General features: G+C 74.3%; 13 protein-coding genes. 5 read left to right on the forward strand and 8 right to left on the reverse strand.

Going from position 1 to position 17,079, the window contains the following annotated elements; genetic code table 11:
• Positions 1-91: 91 nt before the first annotated feature.
• Genes AB0O53_RS37990 through AB0O53_RS38000 form a run of 3 tightly spaced genes read right to left on the reverse strand, consistent with a single transcriptional unit; the run spans position 92 to position 7,247 of the window.
• Positions 92-1,048 (reverse strand): ABC transporter ATP-binding protein, encoded by a 957-nt coding sequence (locus AB0O53_RS37990; RefSeq protein ID WP_435886734.1) that lies wholly within the window; start codon positions 1,046-1,048, stop codon positions 92-94.
• The gene (locus tag AB0O53_RS37995) at positions 1,045-3,978 is read right to left on the reverse strand and encodes a hypothetical protein (protein ID WP_365201759.1); all 2,934 of its coding nucleotides are present in this window, start codon (positions 3,976-3,978) and stop codon (positions 1,045-1,047) included. Before AB0O53_RS37995 ends, AB0O53_RS37990 begins: the two co-directional genes overlap by 4 nt.
• Positions 3,975-7,247, reverse strand: coding sequence for an FtsX-like permease family protein (locus AB0O53_RS38000; RefSeq protein WP_365201761.1), 3,273 nt, complete (start codon positions 7,245-7,247; stop codon positions 3,975-3,977). The genes AB0O53_RS37995 and AB0O53_RS38000 overlap by 4 nt, the downstream gene beginning before the upstream one ends.
• A 202-nt stretch (positions 7,248-7,449) precedes the next feature.
• On the opposite strand from AB0O53_RS38000, the gene AB0O53_RS38005 reads away from it, so the two are divergent.
• Positions 7,450-8,199, forward strand: coding sequence for an ABC transporter ATP-binding protein (locus AB0O53_RS38005; protein ID WP_350993724.1), 750 nt, complete (start codon positions 7,450-7,452; stop codon positions 8,197-8,199).
• Positions 8,200-8,285: 86 nt separating this feature from the next.
• Complete coding sequence (locus tag AB0O53_RS38010; RefSeq protein WP_350993726.1) at positions 8,286-9,203, forward strand: ADP-ribosylglycohydrolase family protein; 918 nt, start codon at positions 8,286-8,288, stop codon at positions 9,201-9,203.
• Between the two features lie 95 nt (positions 9,204-9,298).
• On the opposite strand, the gene AB0O53_RS38015 is transcribed toward AB0O53_RS38010, so the two are convergent.
• Positions 9,299-9,958 (reverse strand): MSMEG_1061 family FMN-dependent PPOX-type flavoprotein, encoded by a 660-nt coding sequence (locus tag AB0O53_RS38015; RefSeq protein WP_365201765.1) that lies wholly within the window; start codon positions 9,956-9,958, stop codon positions 9,299-9,301.
• An 84-nt stretch (positions 9,959-10,042) separates the two neighbouring features.
• Positions 10,043-11,056 (reverse strand): terpene synthase family protein, encoded by a 1,014-nt coding sequence (locus AB0O53_RS38020; protein WP_365201768.1) that lies wholly within the window; start codon positions 11,054-11,056, stop codon positions 10,043-10,045.
• 265 nt (positions 11,057-11,321) lie between these two features.
• Here AB0O53_RS38020 and AB0O53_RS38025 point away from each other — a divergent pair, with 265 nt between their 5' ends.
• Both AB0O53_RS38025 and AB0O53_RS38030 read left to right on the forward strand, forming a co-directional pair.
• Entirely contained in the window at positions 11,322-11,993 is a 672-nt protein-coding gene (locus AB0O53_RS38025) for a pyridoxine/pyridoxamine 5'-phosphate oxidase (RefSeq protein WP_350993732.1), read from the forward strand.
• Between the two features lie 110 nt (positions 11,994-12,103).
• Entirely contained in the window at positions 12,104-12,880 is a 777-nt protein-coding gene (locus tag AB0O53_RS38030) for a class I SAM-dependent methyltransferase (RefSeq protein ID WP_365201772.1), read from the forward strand.
• A 98-nt stretch (positions 12,881-12,978) separates the two neighbouring features.
• On the opposite strand, the gene AB0O53_RS38035 is transcribed toward AB0O53_RS38030, so the two are convergent.
• From AB0O53_RS38035 to AB0O53_RS38045, 3 genes are all read right to left on the reverse strand, one after another.
• Positions 12,979-13,533, reverse strand: coding sequence for a molybdopterin-dependent oxidoreductase (locus AB0O53_RS38035; protein ID WP_350993735.1), 555 nt, complete (start codon positions 13,531-13,533; stop codon positions 12,979-12,981).
• Between the two features lie 342 nt (positions 13,534-13,875).
• Positions 13,876-14,544, reverse strand: coding sequence for a hypothetical protein (locus tag AB0O53_RS38040; protein WP_365201776.1), 669 nt, complete (start codon positions 14,542-14,544; stop codon positions 13,876-13,878).
• A 138-nt stretch (positions 14,545-14,682) separates the two neighbouring features.
• The gene (locus tag AB0O53_RS38045) at positions 14,683-15,414 is read right to left on the reverse strand and encodes an SDR family oxidoreductase (RefSeq protein ID WP_365201779.1); all 732 of its coding nucleotides are present in this window, start codon (positions 15,412-15,414) and stop codon (positions 14,683-14,685) included.
• Between the two features lie 95 nt (positions 15,415-15,509).
• Between AB0O53_RS38045 and AB0O53_RS38050 the strand changes: the two genes are divergently transcribed.
• Positions 15,510-16,361 carry a LysR family transcriptional regulator gene (locus tag AB0O53_RS38050; RefSeq protein ID WP_350993741.1) on the forward strand — a complete coding sequence of 284 codons (852 nt, stop codon included), beginning with the start codon at positions 15,510-15,512 and terminating at the stop codon, positions 16,359-16,361.
• Positions 16,362-17,079: the final 718 nt, after the last annotated feature.

Here is a 17,079-nt window from a genome sequence, read left to right on the forward strand (position 1 = left end):
GAGTACGGCCAGTACACGAGGAGCTCCTCCGCCTTGCGATGCACGGCACCGGACAACGCGGGCTCGGCCGACAAGATCCGAAAGAGACGGCCTAGACGCGGTCCGGGCGGAGCTCGATGTGGTCCGCCGCCAGGTCGACCGCCACGCGGTGCTCCATGCCCAGGGCTTCCAGGAACTTCGCGGGGAGCTGGACGCGTCCCGAGCGGTCCAGGACGACGTACTCGCGTTCGCTGATCGATTCCTCGCCGTGCTCGTCGGTGACGAGGCGCCGCAGGACCTCGCTGCTGGTGCGGCCGTCGCGGATGGCGACCGTGCGGCGGACCTCGCCGGCCACCATGGGGTCGTGCGTCACGATGACCACCGTGACGCCGAGTTCCTTGTTGACCGTGCGGAAGGCCTCGAAGACGGCCGCGGCCGTCTCGGAGTCGAGTTCGCCGGTGGGTTCGTCGGCCAGCAGAACCTTGGGGTCGTTGGCCATGGCCACCGCGATCGCGACGCGCTGCTGCTGGCCGCCGGAGAGTTCCGCCGGGCGCCGGTGCGCCAGGTCGCCGATCCCGAGGGCGTCCAGGATCTCCGCCACCCGGGCCGTGTGGCGGGCGCTCGCTCCGCGGCGGGGGCCGCCGCCCTTCAACTGCATCGGCAGGGCCACGTTCTGGGCCGCCGTCAGGAACGGGAGCAGGTTGCGGGCCGTCTGCTGGAAGACGAACCCGACCGCTTCGCGCCGGTAGCGCAGCCGGTCCCGGGCCGTCAGTTCCAGCAGGTCGTAGCCGGCGACGGCCGCGCTGCCCGCCGTCGGGACGTCCAGTCCCGCCAGGATGTTCAGGAGGGTGGACTTGCCGCTGCCCGAGGCGCCCACGAGGGCCACCAGGTCGCCCTGCGCCACCGTCAGTTCCAGCCCCTGGAGGGCCTGCACCTCGATGCCGTCCGTACTGAAGATCCGGACCAGGCGGTCGCAGGCGATCGCGGCGTCCGTCGCCTGGGTGCGGGGCTCCGCGGCGGCCGTCGCCCGGCGGCGCAGCTCCTCGTACGTCGGCTGGTCGCTGTTCAACGCTGGTCTCCCGCTCTCAACTCGGTGGTGATCTGCCGTCGCCCGGATGTCGCCGCCTCGACGAGCACGGCCGCGGCGACCAGGGCGGCCAGGCCCAGGGCCTGGGTCAGTACGGGTCCTGCCGTGAGCCGTACGCCGGTCGGCACGCTCGCGCCGACCAGGGTGGAGAGGTCCATCGCCGGACCCAGCAGCGCCACCGCGGCGCCGGCCACCAGGGCCCCGCCGAGTGCCGCGGCCAGGGTCTGCGGGAGGGTCTCGGCGAGGATCAGCGCGACGCCCTGGCGGCGGCGCAGGCCCATCGTGCGCAGCCGGGCCAGCAGCGCCGCGCGTTCGGGCACGGTCCGCATCAGCGTCAGGAGTACGGCCAGCAGGGCGAAGCCGGCCGCTCCGGCCACGGAGGCCCAGAAGAGGCGCTCCGCCGATCGCTGCAGCGGGTCGGCGCCCAGTTCGGCGACGGCGTCGGCGCTGGTGCGCACGGGGTACACCTCGTCGGCCGGCCCGGTCCCGGGGGCGGGGGACGCCGCCGTGGCCGCCGGAGACGCTGACGTGGACGCGGACGCGGCAGGCGCCGGGGGCGTGGCCTCCGGCGGAAGCGCGGACCGGACCAGCGCGCGCAGCCGGTCACCGTCGACGGGGCCGAGGCCGAACCACCGGTTCGGGCGGTCGGAGCCGCCGATGAGGGACGTCGCGCGGCCCGCGGGCAGGACGACGGTCGCGGCGTCGGCGGCCGGGACCGCCGGGGTGCAGTCGATCACGGCGGCGCCGCGGACCCGCACCTCGCCACCGCCGCCGGGCTGGACCGTGAAGGTTCCGGAGCCGCCCAGGCGTGCCACGCCGGAGCTGAACAGCGCGGGCACCGGCGCGTCCGCGGACGCCCCGCCGCCCTCGCTGAGCAGGGCGGGGTCGAAGGCGCCGCAGCCGAGGACGCGGGAGAGTTCCGCGTACTCGGCCGGCTCGACGACGATCAGGTTGACCTGGCTGGAGCGCTGGACGGTGCCGACGAGGGCGGAGTCGTGGTCGATCCACAGCGGCACGGACGTGCGTACGCCCGGCAGTTCGCCGGCGGCCTTCGCGAGGCCGTCCGGGAGTTCCGCCTTGCCGAAGGCCGAGATCGCGGCGTCGCCGCCGACCGACAGCCGGGCGACGCCGAGCCGGTTGGCTTCCACGGAATGCAGGACGGCAGCTCCGAACCCGCCGGTGGTGATGGCGAGGAGCAGGGCGACCATCGGCAGGACCGAGGGGCCCCTGCTTCCGGCGCCGCGGGCACCGGAGCCGCGGGCGGCCCGGGCCAGTCCCAGGAAGCCGACCAGTCCGGAGCGGCGGCCGGCCACCCGGGCGAACCACCCGGTCACCACCGGCTGGACCCGGGCCAGCAGCAGCGCGCCGCACAGGGCGAGCAGCAGCGGGGACACGACCAGCAGCGGGTCCGGGTCGCTGCCCGCGGGGGCGACCCCGCGGCGGCGGACCTCCAGGACGGCGGCGGCCGTGGCGGCGAGGACGAGCAGTTCGGCCACGGGCCGGCGCCAGCGACCCGCCGGGCGCGCCGGGGTCAGCAGCACGGCCGCCCGTACCGGGAAGGCCAGCAGGGCGAGCACCGCGACGGTCGCGGCGCAGAGCAGTGCGGGGGCGATCCGGGGGGTGGGCAGCAGGAGGACGGCGAGCGCGGTGGCCGCGGCCGCCGCCGGGAGGACGGTGACGGCGCCCTCCCGGAGGAGCCGGCCGACGATGGCGGAGCGGGAGCCGCCGCGCGCCAGCAGCAGCCGCAGTTCGGCGTCCCGCCGGTCCGCGGCGAGCGCGCCGGCCAGGCACAGGACGACGAAAGCGACCCCGCCGACGCCGGCGGGTCCGATCAGCGCGAGCGGCGCGGCCGCCTGTCTGCGTCCGTGGGCCTCCTCGAACAGTTCGGGCAGCCACGAGGTGGTCCGCAGCCGCTCGCGGCGCGTGTCGAACGCGAGGACGGCGGCGGTGGGTCCTACCACAAAGGAGGCGATCTCCTCCTTCGTGGCGTCGAGCCGGTCGGCCCGCAGGCGGTCGACGTCGACCGGGAGGCGCCAGAAGTCCTGGGCGTCGTGGCCCCAGAGGTCCACCCGGTCGAGGTCGCCGGCCCCGATCAGGGCGTCGGCCTCCCACAGGTAGCTGTCCCCGACGGTCTTCTTGCAGGCGCGCGGGAGGCAGTCCATGCCCACCCAGAAGTCCTCGGTCTCGTCCTTGGCCGAGAAGAGGCCCACGACCTCCACGGACGGCGTGCCGTCGACCAGGGGGGCGCTCGCCAGCACGGATCCGACGCGGGCGCCGATGGTTTCGGCGGCCTGCCGCGACAGGGCGACCTGGAGCGGCGGTGCGTAGGCGGGGGCGCCTCCGGCGGGCCGGGGGGTGCCGGTCGGCCAGCGCCCCTCCACCAGTTGCACGTGCTCCTGCGCCTGCTGGACGTACAGCAGGGACATCTCGGGCGGGAGGCGGTGCGGGCGGGAGAGCTCCGGATTCATCAGGGGCTGCCGCTTGTTGGTCCGCGTGCCGTGCACGACCTTGTCGGCCTCGACGTGGAAGGTGTTGCCGGTACGGGCGAGCAGGCTCTTCAGCGTGTGGTCCAGGGCCTGGGCGCTCTGCCCGGACGCCGGGGCCGGCGCGGTCGCCTGGAGGCTGGTGCGGGTCGGTCCGGCGTCGTTCAGGAAGGACCGGAGGGCCTGGTCGGCGCCGCGGTCCTGGGCCCGCGGCAGCGCGGCGGCGAGCAGCACGGCGACGAACGCGAGCGCGGCGGCGAGCAGGGTCCCGAGCGGGGCCGCGCGCAGCCGGGTCCGTACCCACGGCGCGGGGCGCGGCCCGGACCGCCGAGCCGCGGGCGGCCGTGCGGCGGACCGTGTACGGGGGGTGGACGGCGTCGCACTGCTCGGGCCGGACGGCGGCGGGGTGGCGGACGGCGGGGTGGTCACATCTCCTCCACGGGGCGCAGCCGGGCGGCGATGTCGCGGCCCCGGGGGCCGCTGAAGACGGCCGACAGCAGGGGTACGGCGGCGATGGCGGCGGCCGTCAGCAGGATCTGCCCGAGCGGCATGTCCACCCGCACGGGCGGGAACGGCCGGCCGGCCGAGGGGGTCAGCACGATCAGCGGCGCCATCAGGTGGACGAGGGCCACGCCGAGCCCGGTGCCGACGGCGGTCCCGATGAGGATCAGCACCCCGCCCTCGGCGGCGGCCGCCGCGGCCAGTGACCGGCGGGGGGTGCCGAGTGCGAGCAGGACGGAGAACTCCCGGCCCCGCACCCTTCGTTCGGCGGCCGTGGACGTCGCGAAGCCGATGGCGGCGAGGACCGCGCAGGCGACGGCGAGGGCGGCCAGCGCGCTCTGCGGGCCGGCGCTCAGCGGGTCGTCGAGCAGGCGGTCGGTGATCTCCTCGCGGAGTTGGACGCGCTCGGTCCTGACTCCGGCGCGCAGTTCGGCGGCGGCGCGGGCGGGGACCGGGTCGGCGGAGGAGGCGGCGGGCAGCCACCACTCGGTGGGCGTACCGGGCTGCCGGCCGGCGGATTCCAGCAGGAACCGGCCGAGGGTGCGCAGGTCGGCGGCGAGCGCCGTCCGTCCGGCCACGGGCAGGGACTCCACGGCGGCGGTGATCCGCATGGGGACGGTCGCGCCGTCCATCGGGACCGGGACGGTGTCGCCGACGGCGGCGCCCACTGTGCGCAGGTAGCGGTGGGTGGCGACGGCCGGGACCGCGTCGGCGGGGGGCGCGGCGGCCGCCGGGAGCAGGACGACGGTGACACCCCGGTCGGTGCCGAACCCGCCCCAGTAGCGCAGCCGTGCCAGGTCCGTGGATCCGGCGGGGACGGGGGTCGGTTCGGGGGCCCGCTGGATGCGCTGCCCCTGCGGGGGCAGGGCGCGCCAGCCGGCCGGGCCGGCGGTGGCGGGTGCGGGAACCGCCGTCGCGGCGCCGTCGACGGTGTCGGAGACGGCGATCCGGCGCAGGGTCAGTTCGCTGCCGTCGCCGGGCGGGCCGCCGTCCCCGGCGTAGGACAGGCGCAGGCCCGCCAGGGTCAGCGGGGCCGCGGCCGATCCGATCGGGGCGCCGGTCAGCGTGTCCAGGGGGAAGGCGAGGGTGGCGTTCCCGCCCGCGGGCAGGGTGACCGACTGCGTGCCGTGGACCGCCCCGAACCGGTCGCGCAGCAGCACGCTGACGGCGGCCCAGCCGGTTCCGGAGGACCGTACGCTCACATCGAGGTCGACCCGGCGCGGGGTGCCGGGCAGGGCGACACCGGGGGCCCGGTCGGCGATGTCGGCGAGCGGGGCGAAGAGTTCGCGCATGTCGCGGCCGCCCCGGAGGTCGCTGCGGAGCGGTACCTGTTCGCCGGCCTTGGCGGCGTCGAGCGCGAGGACGTCGGCGACGACCCCGCCGGGCAGTTGCTGCTCGCGGCGGACCACCGGGTTGAGGCGGTCGCCGCCCGGGAGTGCCCCGTAGCGTCCGGCCTGTCCCATCGCGGGCATGCTGCTCGCGGAGATCCGCAGGCCGCCGGCGGTGGCGAAGTCGGCCTGGTCGCGCTGGGAGGCGGACCAGGCGGAGTCCTGGCCGAGGGCCAGGATGCCGCTGGAGACGGCGAGTACGAGGAGCAGCACGGGTCCGGTGGCCCGGCCGGGGCGGCGGGCGAGCTGCCAGCCGAAGAGCGCCGGGGCCAGGCTCCGGCCGCGCGCGGCCAGGCGTCCTCCGGCGCGGGCGGCGAACGGCAGCAGGCGCAGGACGAGGAGGGTGCCTCCGCACAGGGCGAGGGCCGGGGCGGCGACCAGGACGGGGTCCACGCCGAGCCCGCCGCCGAAGCCGGTGGCGGGCGGCGGGGCGTCGGAACCGCCGTACTGCGACAGCTGCTGGTAGCCGAGGACGGCGAGGACCACCACGGCCAGGTCCAGGCCGGAGCGGGCGGCTCCGGTCACCACCGCCTGGCGGCTGCCGGCGCGGCGCAGGACAGCGGCCGAGGCGCCGCGCAGGACGGAGGGCAGGGTCGTGAGCAGGACGCAGGCCAGGGCGCAGCCGGCCGCGACGGGCCAGACCAGCCAGGTGTCCGGGATCTCCAGGTGGACCCGCTCCAGCGGTCCGAACCGGCTGAACAGGCGCAGCAGCGGCGGGGTCAGCAGCGGTGCCAGGACGGCGGCGGGCAGGGCGAGCAGCAGGGACTCGGCCGCGCTCAGGGCTCCGAGCCGGCGGCGGGAGGCGCCGCGGGCGGTGAGCAGGACGCGTTCCGGCTCCTGGCGGACGGTGACGATGTGGGAGACGAGGAGCAGGGCGGCGGTGGCGAGGACGGCGAGCTGGAGGGCGCCCATCATCAGGGTGGAGCGGGCGACGCGCAGGCCGGAGTCCAGCTCGGCGAGGACCTTCGGCAGGTCGGTGGCGGCCCGCAGGGAGGTGCTGCGCTCCAGGGCGGCCGCGGCGGGTTCCGTCGCGCCCCGGATCGTCTCGGCCTCGGCGGTGCGGAGGGTGGCGAGGTCCGGAGTGAGGAGGGTGAGGCGGTAGTTCTGGAGGAGGGCGCCCGTGGTGAAGGCGCTGTCGTCCACCAGGAGCGGTCCGTAGGTGGCGAGGGTGCTGGACTGGACCTCGCGGCCGCCGAGCGGGTCCAGGCGCCAGTATCCGGCGTCCGGGTCGGCGGCCCGGTACACGCCGGTGACGAGCACGGTGAGCTGTGGGCCGCCGAACCGGTCGTCGAGCCGGACGGTTGCGGGCAGGGCGGATTCGGCGAGGCCGAGCCGGGCGAGGGCGGCCCGCGGTGCGGCGACCTGTACGGGTGCGGGGGCGGTCCCGGCGCCGGGGGCGACCTGCCCCGGCCACTGGCCGGCGGTCAGCTGTACGTGCTCCCGGCTGAAGGCCGCGAGCAGGGTCAGGTCGGCGTCCTGGCCCGAGGCGGCAGCGCCGGGCAGGCCGTACGAACGGCTGCGGGCCACGCTCTCGGCGGTCACGGGGAGCCGCCCGAACACCTGGTCCGCGTAGGCCCGTACGGACGCGTCGTCCTTGGTGCGGGACTCCGCGGGATGGCCGCTGGTGATGACGACGGCGGTCCGGGGCCGTTCCGGGCCGGTCAGGGCCCGCCGGAGCCCCTCCTCCCCCACGCCACGGGTGAACGCCGTCAGCGCGGTCAGAGCGGTCGCGGTGATCAGTACGGTGAGCAGCACGGCGACGGCGAGCGGCCATCGCCCGCGCAGTCGGCGCACGACGAAGCCGAGCACGTGTTGAGTTCCTCCCCCGTCCGGACCCCAGGTACCGGATAGCGGACGATGTTGTCAGATTCGAGCCATGGGCGGAAGGGGCTTGCGTGATTGGTGCGACGGATGCGCAAATGCGATCAGAATGTTGCAGCGGCGGCGGGCGCGGGCGCGAGACCCGGAGTCAGACGCTCCGCTCGGACGACCCAACGGGGGGTTACAGGCGATGACGGACCACCAGGAAACGGCCACGGTACCGGCGGCGCGGAAGGCCGGCGGCACACCGATCGTGGTCGTGGACGACGTGCGCCACAGCTTCGGCAGCGGGGCGCAGGCCGTCCACGCCCTGCGCGGTGTGTCCTTCGAGGTCCGCCGGGGCGAACTCACCGCCCTCAAGGGCCGGTCGGGCTCGGGCAAGACCACCCTGCTGAACCTGGTCGGCGGCCTCGACACCCCGACGAGCGGCCGGATCAGCGTCGACGGCACCGACCTGGCGGCCCTGGGCGAGCCCGACCTGCTCGCCCTGCGCCGTGACCGCATCGGCTTCGTCTTCCAGTCCTTCGGCCTGATTCCCGTCCTCACCGCCGCCGAGAACGTCGGCGTGCCGATGCGGCTGCGCCGCGTCCCGGCGAGGGAGCGCGAGGAGCGCGCCCGTACCCTGCTCGCCCTGGTCGGCCTCGCGGACCACGCCGAGCAGCGCCCGGGCGAACTCTCCGGCGGCCAGCAGCAGCGCGTGGCGGTGGCCCGCGCCCTGGCCAACGACCCCGACCTGATCATCGCGGACGAGCCCACGGGCCAGCTCGACTCCGAAACGGGCCGCTCGATCATGGAGTTGCTGCGCGCCGTGGTGCGCAGCGAGTCGGTCACCGTCCTCGTGGCCACCCACGACCCCAACCTGATCGAACTCGCCGACCGCGTGGTGGAACTGCGCGACGGCCACCTGGTCGAACCGCCCCCGGCCCCCGAAGCGCCCTGACCCGCCGGGGGGGGCGGCTCCGTGCCCGCCGCGCCGGCCCGCGCAATCGGAATGCCGGGGCACCGTCGGATGCCGATACTGATCCGATGATCAACGTGCCCGTCGCCCCGCCTGCCGCCGCTCTCGACTCGTTGTCCGGGCTCGCCTTCGGCGACGCCTTCGGTGACCGCTGGTTCGGCATCCTGCGCCGCGAGGGCCCGGCGGCCCTGGAGGCACGGACCGTGCCCGCGGAGCCGTTGTGGCAGTGGACCGACGACACCGCGCAGGCGCTCGTCCTCGTACGGGAACTCGCCGAGGGCGGCGGCGCGATCGACCAGGACCGCTTCGCCCGCCGCCTCGCCGCGGCCTACGCCGACGACACGCACCGCGGCTACGGCGCCTCGATGCACGACGTGCTCCGCCGGATCGGCGCGGGCGAGCCGTGGCGGGAGGTGGTGGCGGGGCAGTTCGACGGCCAGGGCTCCTGGGGCAACGGCGCGGCCATGCGCGTGGCACCGCTCGGCGCCTGGCACGCCGCCGACCTCGACGCCGTCGCCGAACGGGCCGCCGAGCAGAGCGTGGTCTCGCACCACCACCCCGAGGCGGTGGCCGGCGCGGTGGCGGTGGCCGTCGCCGCCGCGCTCGCGACGCGCAGCCGCGGCGGTCCGGCGCCGGACCGCCCGGACTTCCTGCGGGCGGTCGCCGCCCGACTGCCCGACAGCGACGTCCGGTCGGGGGTGCGGATCGGGGCCCGGATGCCGGGGCGCGCCTCGGTCCGGCACGCCGCGGAGGTCCTGGGCTCCGGCTACCGGATGTCCGGCCCGGACACCGTCCCCTTCGCCCTCTGGTGTGCGGCGGGACACCTCGACGACCTCCACGAGGGCCTGTGGTCCACCGTCGCCGGGCGGGGCGACATCGACACCACCTGCGCCATCGCGGGCGGGGTGATCGCCGCCCGCACGGGCGTCGCCGCGCTCCCGCCCGCCTGGCACGCGTCGCGCGAACCGCTGCCGGCGCTCGGCTGAGACGTGCGGGGAGCGGGCGCGGTCGGACGCGCCAGCACCGCCGTCGGCGGCCGTCGTCAGCGCCGGCGCAGCCGTCGGCGGTCACCGGCCGGCTGTCACTCGTACCGGTACGTGAGCGAGTCCGCCTCCGCCTGCTCGATGTCGGCGATCGTCAGCTCCGGCATCCGCAGCTGGGCCAGCGTCACCTCGGCCGAGGTCGGCTGGGCGCCGGCCGGCAGCCACTGCTCCGGTTTCCAGGCCCCGCTGCGCAGGAACGACTTGGGGCAGTGCGGGTAGACCTCCTCGATGCCCAACACCAGCGCGCTGGCCGGCGGCCTGCCCACGGCGGTCAGCTGCGACAGCAGCTCCGGGCTGGTGGAGACGCAGGCCCGGCCGTTCACCCTGAGCGTCGTCGTGCGCCCCGGAATGACGAACAGCAGCCCGGCCCGCCCGGTGGCGACGACGTTGCGCAGGGTGTCCAGGCGCTTGTTGCCGGTGGCGTCCGGGATCGCCACCGTGCGCGCGTCCAGGACGGCGACGAATCCGGCGGGGCCGCCGCGCGGGGAGACGTCGCAGTTGCCGTCGGCGTCCGCGCTGGCGACCAGGACCAGCGAGGAGCAGCCGATCAACCGCCGGGTCTGGTAGGTGAGTTCGGTCATCTGCTTGCGTACGGCCGTGTCCTTGGGCAGTGCGTAGACGCGGCGCAGCGCGTCCGGATCGGACACGGCGTCGCGGCGGAGCGAATCGAAGGCACTGCCGACGGGGGAGGGCGTCATGTCCCCGACCCTAACGGGCTCGCTCTCCACCGATCGTGGCCGGTCCTCCCGCTGCGTACGCGGCGCCCCGACGGCCGGCCGGGATCACGCGTCAGGGCCGAGCACCCGGTCTAAGTAGCCCGGTCCCGTGGCGGGCACGACGCTGGGGGCGTCGGTGTAGCGGTGGGTCCGGGTCTGCCAGGCGTGGTAGCCGCTCATCCACAGGGCCATCGCCTCGACGTACCGGTCCACGGCGGCCGCCTCCCGGGCGGTGAGCCCCAGCAGCGCGCACAGTCCGGGTACCCGCAGTGCCAGCTCCTGGAACCGTACGACGCGCCGCCGGACCTCCTCGCGCGCTCCGGCGACGGCTTCCCCGCGGGTGCAGCGGCGGCCGTGTTCGAGGACCAGGACGAGGTTGTCCATGTCGCCGCGGGCCTCCTCCTTCTCCAGGGAGTAGACGTCGTTGCACATCAGCGTGACGTCGATGGCAGCCCGCCGCATGAGGCGCAGCTCCGGGCTGTGGAAGACGGCCGGGGCGACGGTGACCGCGGCCGCCCGCTCGCCGAGGGAGAGCGGCAGGTCGGTGCCGGCGATCCCCCGCCGGACCTGGAGGTAGGTCTCCAGGTCGGCCGGGGTGCCGCGCAGGCGGCCCATCGCCTCGTGGGCGTGCGCCGCGAAGTAGTACTCCCACTCGTGCGCCACCCGGGCCACCCAGCCGGGACGCGCACCGTCGGTGCTGCGCGCCCAGACGTCGGCGAACGCCACCGAGCACGCGTCCGCGTCCCGGCCGGGCGGCACGCCGTGGACGATGTCGATCATCTTCTGGCAGACGGTCGCGGCCCGCGCGGGTGTCCGGCCCAGAACTCCGTCGAACTGGTCGTCGAAGACGAAGAAGAACGCCATCGCGTCCGCGCACAGATCCAGCATCCCGCCCCGGGCGTACGGGAAGCCCAGCGCGGCCAGAGCCGGCATGTCCCAGGCCGCGTACCACTGGGCGGAGCGGCCCTCACCGACCAGGCCCACCCGCCGCACCCACTCCAGATTCCGCCGTCGCGCGCCCTCCAGGTCCGGACTGGAGGCAACCGGGAAGGGAAGGTGGAACTCCACGTCCTGCGGCACGTGTTCTCCGTGAAGTCGGGGCCGTGCGGGAGGCAGCGAGCCTTGCTGTGCCTGCTGTGCCCGCTCGGCGACGACCGAAACGTCGCGCACGGCAGCCGGACCGTTGCGCAGCACTCGGCGCTGCCCGCCTTGTGACTACATCCAATACCTGTCGCGCAGACACGGTGACCTTTGGGGTTTTCGACAAGCATTTGCCAGGTGATTGTCGAATATTGGCCGCAGATGCAGGATGAGATCCGAAGGTGTCCTGTGGAGGAGGCGGCAGGTGGGCGACGGAGAGCAGGGTGGCGAGGTCCGCGGGTGGCTTCGGAGCATCGAAGTCTTCGCGGGGCCGTTGCCCGGGTTCGCGACCGAACAGGCCCCGGACGATCCGGTCCGCCTCTTCCTGTCCTGGCTGTCCGACGCCGTGGCGGACGGGCTGCGCGATCCGCACGCCATGACCCTGTCCACCGTGGACGAGGCGGGTGACCCCGACGCGCGCGTCCTGATCCTCAAGGGCGTGTCCGCCTCCGGCTGGCAGTTCGCCGGGCACGGCTTCAGCCCCAAGGGCCGCCAACTGGCCGTGCACCCGCGGGCCGCGCTGACGTTCTACTGGCCCGAGCACGGCCGGCAGGTCCGGCTGCGCGGGCAGGTGACGCCGGGGACCGCCCGGGAGAACGCGGAGGACTTCCTCGCGCGGTCGGCCACCGCGCGCGCCGAGGCACTCCTGGCCCGCCAGAGCCAGTACCTCGTGGACACCACCGAACGGGACCAGGCCCTGGAGAAGGCGCTGGCGACGCTCGACCGGGAGCCCTCCCTCGTCGACTCGGCCTGGACGCTCTACACCCTGTCCCCGGGGGAAGTGGAGTTCTGGCAGGCGTCGAAGACCCGCGTCCACACCCGGCTGCGCTACGAACGGAGCCGGAACGGCTGGGACCGGTTCCTGCTCTGGTCGTGAGCCCCCGGCCGGCCCTCTCCACCCTCTCCGTCCACCCCGCGGCACAACCGCGGGCGGGCGGGCCCCGTCCCCACTGTCCTGACCGTCCTGCTCACGAGGCGAGGTAACCCATGACGACACGCACCCAGGTCGGCAGCGCCGTCGACGTCGGCCACGGCGGGATCGGCGGCGGGTACTCCGCACACCGCCGACCGGACGAGCAGATCGCCCGGTTCGTCGCCGAGGCCCTGGGCGACGCACGCAGCGTGCTCAACGTCGGTGCGGGCGCCGGATCGTACGAGAGTTCCGCGCGCACGGTGACGGCGGTCGAACCGTCCGGGCCGATGCGCGTCCGGCGGCCGGCCCGCCCGGCCGGGGCGATCGACGCCGTGGCCGAGGACCTGCCGTTCGGGGACGGGGAGTTCGACGCGGCGATGACGCTGTTCAGCGTGGACCAGTGGTCCGACGTACGGGCGGGCCTGCGCGAGATGCGGCGCGTCACCCGCGGCCCCGTGGTCATCCTGACCTGCGATCCCGCCCTCGTGGGCGACTTCTGGCTGCACCGGTACGCGCCCGAGGTGCTGGAAGCGGAGGCACGCCGCCACCCGACCGTGGAGGAGCTGGCGTCCGCCCTCGGCGGGACCGGCGTCGTACAGACGGTGCCGATCCCGCTGCACTGCACGGGCGGGTTCAACGAGGCGTACTACGGCCGTCCGGAGATGCTGCTGGACCCGGCCGCCCGCCAGGCCTGCTCGGCGTGGAGCTTCGTCGACGACCGGGTCCGCGAGCACTTCGACCGGTCCTTGCGCAGCGATCTGAACTCCGGGGCCTGGGACGCGGAGTTCGGCCGCCTGCGCCACCAGCCCACCTACGAGGGATCGCTCGTCATCGTCCGCGCGACCCCCTGAGCCTGCCCATCCGTACGAGAGGGAGGTGGTGGACCGACCGGATCGGGGACCTGGCCGGGATCCGGCTCCGTGAGGCCCTGCCGGTCCGGCCGGGAGCCCTACCCGTCGTCGTCCTCCTGGTAGGAGTGGCGCCGGCCCGTCCACGGGTCGGCGATGTTGTGGTAGCCGCGCTCCTCCCAGAATCCGCGTCGGTCCTGGGTCATGTACTCGATGGCGCGCAGCCACTTCGGGCCCTTGTATCCGTACAGGTGCGGGACGACCAGCCGCAGCGGGAAGCCGTGCTCGGCGGTCAGCGGCTCTCCGTCGTGGTGGGTGGCCATGACGGTCCGGTCCGAGGTGAAGTCCGCGAGGCGCAGGTTCGCGCTGTACCCGTACTCCGCCCAGGCCATGACGTGGGTGACGTCCGGAGCCGGGGGTGCCAGGTCCAGCAGGACGGCCGCGGGTACGCCGTAGAACTCGTGGCCGACGGTCGTCGTGCCCGCGGCGCAGTGCAGGTCCGCGGTGATCGTCGTGGCGGGCAGAGCCATGACCTCGTCGAAGGTCCAGGAGTACTTGTCGCCGGTCGCGGTGGCCCCGAAGACCTGGAGGTTCCAGCGGTCGGCCCGGAACCTGGGGACCGGGCCGTAGTGGGAGACCGGCCAGCCCTTGGCCATGCGCTGCCCCGGAGGGAGTGGTTCGCCCGGCACCGCGTACCTCTTGTCCTCGCGCCACCCGAACCGGCATGTGCGAGTTCGTTGCGGCCACTGTCATGGCAGATGCTGGCCATTGTCACAGACCGACCTCTTGGATGAGGCACCGGGCTCGCCCCGCCGTGACACGCACCGGAGGGCTCCGGGGGCACGGGTCGGGCCCCGCACCGGAAGGGGTCGGTGCGGGGCCCGAGGGACCTCGACGGCCGCGGAGGCCGGAGGGCAGGTGGATCAGGCGGCGGAGAGGGAGATCTCGGTCGCCTTGATCAGCGCGATGACGGAGCTGCCCGAAACCAGGCCGTGCGCTCAGGCGCGAATGATCTTGGGGAAGGCCTTGCTGGTGTCGACGTAGTACTTGCGGACCAGCGGACCGAAACCGCCCTCCGCGCTGCCGAGGATCATCGACTTGACGACCTCCAGGCTCTTCGCGGCGGTGAAGTCCTGCGGCTTCGTCTCGGTGTCGCCGGCGACGAGCGCCTTCCACGCAGCCCTGGCCTCGGTCGTGGCACTGACGTCAGGGTCGAGGCCCAGGTAGTAGCCGCGCCCGTCGGACTCCTTCCCGACGGCCAGGAAGACGATCACGTGGAATCCGGCGTTGCGCTCGTTGTTGAACTTGCTCTGGGCCCCGCCCACGTGTCCGGTCGAACCGTTGACGTACACGGCGCGTTCGGCCTTCACGGCCTTGTCGATGGCGGTCCACTTGGCCGGGACGCCGATGCCCACCGAGAGGTCGCTGGGGTCGTACAGCCCCCCTGCCCCCGGACTCAGCAGACCGCCGACCCTCTTGGCGCGCACCTGACAGTCACTGTCCACCATCTTCGCGAACGTGGAGTCGACCGGCATCTGGAGCCAGCACTTGAGGCGTTCGAAGGCGGTGCCCTCCGTCGCGTCCACCGCCGTCGAGATGCGGTCCCTGATCTCCTTGAGCGTCGGTGCGGTCTTGTCGTCGGCTTGAACGTACGCCTGCTCGATCACGAAGCATCCCCCCACGTTCGGACTCCCCTTGGCTCCACTATGACGCACGGAGCGTGCTCGCGATAGAGCGGAGAGTGAAGAACGAAGGCGCCGAACCGGGTGACGCGCCGCCGTACGGGAGCTGTCGGGGACGCCCCCTCACCAGGGCACCACGCCGGCGTCGTCGAAGAACTGCCCGGTCGGGCCGTCGTCGGGCAGGGTCGCGAGCCTGATGCCGATAGCCGCGCCCTGCTCGGGGGTGCGCACGCCGTGGAAGGCGTTGAGGTCGGTCGCGACGTAGCCGGGGCAGCCGGCGTTGATCAGGATGTTCGTGCCGCGCAGCTCCCGCGCGTACTGGAGGGTGACGGCGTTCAGGAACGTCTTCGACGGTGCGTACGCCACGGCGATCGGACCCGCCGTCCGCTCGGCGTCGGCCCCCGACTGCCGGGTGAGGGAGCCGACGCTGCTGGACATGTTGACGATCCGCGGTGCGGCGGAGCGGCGCAGCAGCGGCATCATCGCGTTGGTGACGCGGACGACGCCGATCACGTTGGTCTCGACGACCGTGCGGATGACGGCGGGGTCGATCCGGGTGGGCTCCTGCGGCATGGTGCCGGCGATGCCGGCATTGTTGACGAGCACGTCGAGGCCCCCGGCCCGTTCCTCGATCAGCCGGGCCGCGGCGGTGACGCTCGCGTCGTCGGTCACGTCCAGCGGTACGCCGAACGCGTCGACGCCGGCCGCGCGCAGCCGCTCCACCGCGGCCTCGCGGCGCCCGTCGTCGCGGGCGCCGACGCCGACCCTCCAGCCGAGGGCGCCCAGGCCCGCGGCGATCTCGTGGCCGATTCCCTTGTTCGCACCGGTGACCAGCGCAATCGTTCGTTCGCTCATGGGAGCCATGCTGCCCTCGGACTCCGGCGGAGGTCCAAGACCGATCGGGTGGGTGTCGATACCGTCCGGGTATCGGTCCGGGGTAGCGTGCCTGTATGGAGACCCGGGAACTGCGGTATTTCGTCGCCGTCGCCGAAGAGTTGCACTTCGGGCGCGCCGCGCAGCGCCTCGGGATCGCGCAGCCGCCCCTGTCGCGCGCGATCCAGCAGCTCGAACGCCGGCTCGGGGCAACGCTGCTGGACCGGACCAGCCGCACCGTGGCGCTGACCGGGGCCGGTTCGGTGCTGCTGACCGAGGGCCGGGCCGCCCTGGCCGCGGTCGACGCCGCCGAACGCCGCACCCGCCGCGCCGCCCGGTCCGTGACCGGACGTCCCGGCCTGGTCCTGGTGACGAAGGCGAGCGCGTCCCGCGAACTGCTGGCGGACCTGCTCGACGCGTACGCCGCCGCACCCGGCGCGGTGGCCGTCGAGGTCATCCTGTGCGGCCCGGGCGAGCAAGGACGACTCCTGCGCGAGGGCCGGGCCGACGTGGCGCTGCTGCACCGGCCGTTCGACGCGACGGCCGGGTTCGACACCGAGGAACTCGCCACGGAGGGCCAGGTCGTGGTCCTGCCGGCCGGGCATCCGCTCACCGCGCGGGACCATGTGCACATGGCCGACATCACCGGGCTGCCGGGCCTTCCCCTGCCGCGCTGGCCCGGCCCGGACGGCAGTTACCCGCCCGGCCCCGGCCCCGAGGTCCGCGACCACGCCCAGCTGCTGCAGCTCGTGGCGCTCGGCCGGGCCCTCGCGGTCTCGCCCGAGTCGTGCCGGGCCCAACTGCCTGCCGACCTCGCCGCCGTGCCCGTGCTGGACGCTCCGAAGGTCACCACCGTGATCGCCTGGCCGCCGCACAGCCGCTCCAGAGCCGTCGCCGACCTGATCCGCACCGCAACCCGCCTCCCGTAGCCCAACCGGGCCAGCCGGACCAGCCGGGCCAGCCGGGTGTGACCGTGCACGCTAGTTGGCACCGAACAACTTTCGTGGCCTGCGCAGATGCCAATTGGCCCAGCCGCCAGAGCTGCGGAATCAGCAAAATAGTTGGCACTTTGGTACAGCGCAGGTCACAAGGGGGGTCGCGTGCATCTGCGACGCGAGGTCGCGCCTCGGCCGGCCCTCGGGACATGCGCCTGCCCGAGCACTCCGGCTCGTGGAAAGGGGCCCACAACCGGCCGCGGATGAGCCGTCGAGGCGGCGACACACCGCACCGGTAACCGCCGGCACGCTTGCGGCACCAGTCATCAGAGGCGCCCAGCTGCGCCAGGAGTGCCCGTGCCCCTCCGCACGCGGCGACCGCAGCCCTCTTCCCGCGCGACATCGGCGAACCGACAGATGGTCCACCTTTTCGATCAAGGTACTGTTCCGAGCGACGTGAATCATCCGGAAGGGGGCGGACCGACATGGAACTGGGCGTAGAGATAGCCGAGTCTCGGGCAGGCAAGACGATGCCGTTGCCGCCCGACGCCTGGATCGTCCCGAACGCGTCCGCAGTTGAGCTCCGTGTCGGAAGTCCTTCCAGCGGCGCGTCCAGCACATCGGGCAGACCTGGTCGGACACCAAGGACACGGTGACCTCGACGGGAAGGATCGGATCGCTGAAGGACCTGCTGGACCAGGCCGGCGGGGGT

The organism is Streptomyces erythrochromogenes (assembly GCF_040684695.1).
GTDB classification, from domain to species: domain Bacteria; phylum Actinomycetota; class Actinomycetes; order Streptomycetales; family Streptomycetaceae; genus Streptomyces; species Streptomyces erythrochromogenes_C.

Excerpts from the sequence above, each read along its gene's own strand:
- AB0O53_RS38045 (WP_365201779.1), bottom strand. The coding sequence starts at position 15,414 with ATGAGCGAACGAACGATTGCGCTGGTCACCGGTGCGAACAAGGGAATC.
- AB0O53_RS38050 (WP_350993741.1), top strand. The coding sequence starts at position 15,510 with ATGGAGACCCGGGAACTGCGGTATTTCGTCGCCGTCGCCGAAGAGTTG.
- AB0O53_RS38010 (WP_350993726.1), top strand. The coding sequence starts at position 8,286 with ATGATCAACGTGCCCGTCGCCCCGCCTGCCGCCGCTCTCGACTCGTTG.
- AB0O53_RS38030 (WP_365201772.1), top strand. The coding sequence starts at position 12,104 with ATGACGACACGCACCCAGGTCGGCAGCGCCGTCGACGTCGGCCACGGC.
- AB0O53_RS38035 (WP_350993735.1), bottom strand. The coding sequence starts at position 13,533 with ATGGCCAAGGGCTGGCCGGTCTCCCACTACGGCCCGGTCCCCAGGTTC.
- AB0O53_RS38005 (WP_350993724.1), top strand. The coding sequence starts at position 7,450 with ATGACGGACCACCAGGAAACGGCCACGGTACCGGCGGCGCGGAAGGCC.
- AB0O53_RS38015 (WP_365201765.1), bottom strand. The coding sequence starts at position 9,958 with ATGACGCCCTCCCCCGTCGGCAGTGCCTTCGATTCGCTCCGCCGCGAC.